Source organism: Streptomyces sp. ADMS (assembly GCF_033441795.1).
Taxonomy (GTDB): Bacteria; Actinomycetota; Actinomycetes; order Streptomycetales; family Streptomycetaceae; genus Streptomyces.
This window is the reverse complement of the sequence record NZ_JAVFVX010000246.1, coordinates 1-3,543: the sequence shown is the minus strand read 5'-3', so window position 1 is coordinate 3,543 and position 3,543 is coordinate 1. Positions and strand designations below refer to the sequence as shown.

Here is a 3,543-nt window from a genome sequence, read left to right as displayed (position 1 = left end):
CAAGGACGGCATCATCACCTGGGAGCACCAGGCCACCGACTACCCGTCGATCGGCACGGACTGCCCCGAGTACGAGCCGCGCGGCTGCCCGCGCGGGGCGTCGTTCTCCTGGTACACCTACTCCCCCAGCCGGGTCCGCTACCCGTATGTACGGGGCGAGTTGCTGAAGCTGTGGCGCGAGGCCCGCAAGCGGCTCGGCGACCCGGTGGCAGCCTGGGCCGAGATCACCGGCGACCCGGCGAAGGCCCGCGCCTACAAGCGGGCCCGCGGCAAGGGCGGCCTGGTGCGCGCCGACTGGGACGAGGTCAGCGAGCTGATCGCGGCCGCCCAGGTGCACACCGTCAAGGCGTACGGCCCCGACCGCGTCGCGGGCTTCTCACCCATCCCGGCGATGTCGATGGCGTCGTTCGCGGCCGGGGCGCGGTTCCACTCGCTGATCGGCGGCACCCTGCTGTCGTTCTACGACTGGTACGCCGACCTGCCGATCGCCTCCCCGCAGGTCTTCGGTGACCAGACGGACGTACCGGAGGCGGCGGACTGGTGGAACGCGGGCTACCTGATCATGTGGGGCTCCAACATCCCCGTGACCCGCACGCCGGACGCGCATTTCCTCACCGAGACCCGCTACAACGGCACCAAGGTCGTCGCGGTCAGCCCCGACTACGCCGACAACGTCAAGCACGCCGACGAGTGGGTCGCCCCGCACCCCGGCACGGACGGGGCGCTGGCGATGGCCATGGGGCACGTGATCCTGCGGGAGTTCCTGGTCGACCGCGAAGTGCCCTACTTCCAGGACTACATGCGCAAGTTCACCGACGCGCCGTTCCTGGTGACCCTGCGCGAGCACGACCGCGGTCTCGTCCCGGACGGGTTCCTGACCGCCGCCGACCTCGGACACGACACGGAGCACGCCGAGTCCAAGACGGTTCTCCTGGACGGGGTCACGGGCGAACCCGTGGTCCCGGGCGGCTCGCTCGGCTTCCGGTGGGGGGAAGCCGGGCGAGGCCGCTGGAACCTGGACCTGGGTGGCGTCGTACCCGAGCTGAGCCTGCTGGAGCGGGCCGAGGAGACGGCCGAGGTCGCGCTGCCCCGCTTCGACGAGGGCGCCACGGAGGGCGGCTCGGTCATGGTGCGCGGGGTGCCGGTGCGCCGGGTCGGCGGGCGGCTCGTCACCACGGTCTTCGACCTGATGCTGGCGCAGTACGGCGTCGCACGTCCCGGGCTGCCGGGCAGCTGGCCCACCTCGTACGAGGACGCGTCCGAGCCGTACACCCCGGCGTGGCAGGAGACGATCACCTCGGTGCCGGCGGAGCAGGCGGCGCGCATCGGCCGGGAGTTCGCCCGCAACGCCGAGCGCACCAACGGCCGCTCGATGATTGCGCTGGGTGCGGGCACCAACCACTGGTTCCACTCCGACACCATCTACCGCGCCTTCCTGGCGCTGATCACGATGACCGGCTGCCAGGGCGTCAACGGCGGCGGCTGGGCGCACTACGTCGGCCAGGAGAAGGTCCGCCCGGTCACCGGGCAGCAGCACCTGTCGTTCGCCTTCGACTGGCAGCGGCCCACCCGGCACATGGCGGGCACCTCGTACTGGTATCTGAACTCCGACCAGTGGCGCTACGAGGCGTTCGGGCCCGACGAGCTTGCTTCCCCGCTCGGGAAGGGCCGGTTCAAGGGCAAGGCGTTCGCGGACACACTCGCGCAGGCCGTGCGGCTGGGCTGGACTCCCGGTCACCCCGGCTTCAACCGCAACCCCCTCGACCTGACCGACGAGGCAGCCGCTGCGGGCCGGCCGGTCGCCGAGCACATCGTGGACGAGCTGAAGTCCGGGCGGCTGCGGTTCGCCGTCGAGGACCCGGACGACCCGGCCAACTTCCCGCGGGTGCTGACCGTGTGGCGGGCCAACCTGCTCGGCTCCTCCGGCAAGGGCAACGAGTACTTCCTGCGCCACCTGCTGGGCACGGACGCGGCGGTCCGCTCCGAGGAGACCCCGCCCGAGGGCCGTCCGAAGGAGGTGGTGTGGCGGGAGGAGGCGCCCGAGGGCAAGCTCGACCTGCTCGTCACCATGGACTTCCGCATGACCTCCACCAGCCTGCTCTCCGACGTCGTCCTGCCGGCCGCCACCTGGTACGAGAAGGACGACCTGTCGTCGACCGACATGCATCCCTTCGTCCACGCCTTCACCCCGGCCATCGCCCCGCCCTGGCAGGCCCGCACCGACTACGACATGTTCCTGACGATGGCCGACAGGTTCAGCGAACTGGCCGCCGACCACCTCGGCACCCGCACCGACGTCCTCGCGGTGCCGCTGCTGCACGACACCCCGGACGAACTCGCCCAGCCGGGCGGGGTGGTACGGGACTGGAAGGCCGGCGAGTGCGAACCGGTTCCCGGGCGGACCATGCCGAAGCTGGTCGTCATCGAACGGGACTACGCCGCGATCGCGCAGAAGATGCGTGCCGTCGGCCCGCTGCTCGACACGCTGGGCACCACCACGAAGGGCGTCACCGTCCACCCGAACCAGGAGATCGACGACCTCCGGCACCGCAACGGCACCGTCAGGGACGGCATCGCCGCCGGACGGCCCTCCCTCGCCACCGCCTCCGACATGTGCGAGGCGATCCTCGCCCTGTCCGGCACCACCAACGGCCGCCTGGCCACGGAGGGTTTCCGGGAGCTGGAGCGGCAGACCGGCAGCGAGGGCCTGGTCGAACTCGCCTCCGAGCGCGAGGCCGACCGGATCACGTTCGCCGACACGCGCACCCAGCCCCGTTCGGTGATGACGTCGTACGAGTGGTCGGGCTCGGAGACCGGCGGGCGCCGCTACTCGCCGTTCGTCATCAACACCGAGCACAAGAAGCCCTGGCACACCCTCACCGGCCGCCAGCACTTCTTCGTCCAGCACGACTGGATCGCCGAACTCGGCGAGCAACTGCCCGTCTACCGGCCGCCGTTGAACACGCCCAAGCACTACGGCGACGAGCACCTGGGCGAGAGCGGCCGGGCCGAGGTCACGGTCCGCTATCTGACCCCGCACTCGAAGTGGTCCATCCACTCGAACTACCAGGACAACAAGTACATGCTCGACCTGTCCCGCGGCGGCCCGACGATCTGGATGTCCACCGCCGACGCCGAGAAGATCGGCGTCAAGGACAACGAGTGGATCGAGGCGTACAACCGCAACGGCGTCGTCGCCGCCCGGGCCGTGGTCACCCACCGCATGCCCGAGGGAACCGTGTACATGTACCACGCCCAGGACCGCAACGTGAACGTCCCGAAGACCGAGGTCAGCGGCAAGCGCGGCGGCATCCACAACTCCCTCACGAGGCTCCTGCTCAAGCCCACCCATCTCGCGGGCGGCTACGCCCAGTTCACCTACGCCTTCAACTACTACGGCCCGACCGGCAACCAGCGCGACGAGGTCACCGTCATCCGCCGCCGCAGCCAGCAAGTGGAGTACTGACATGCGAGTGATGGCCCAGATCGCGATGGTGATGAACCTCGACAAGTGCATCGGCTGCCACACCTGCTCGGTCACCT

The 3,543-nt window shown here is 70.2% G+C and carries 1 protein-coding gene; it reads left to right on the top strand.

Annotated features, from left to right (window positions below; genetic code table 11):
• A partial coding sequence (locus RB628_RS39860) for a nitrate reductase subunit alpha (RefSeq protein ID WP_318325540.1) occupies nt 1-3,466 on the top strand: 3,466 nt, incomplete at its 5' end.
• Between the last annotated feature and the right edge of the window lie 77 nt (nt 3,467-3,543).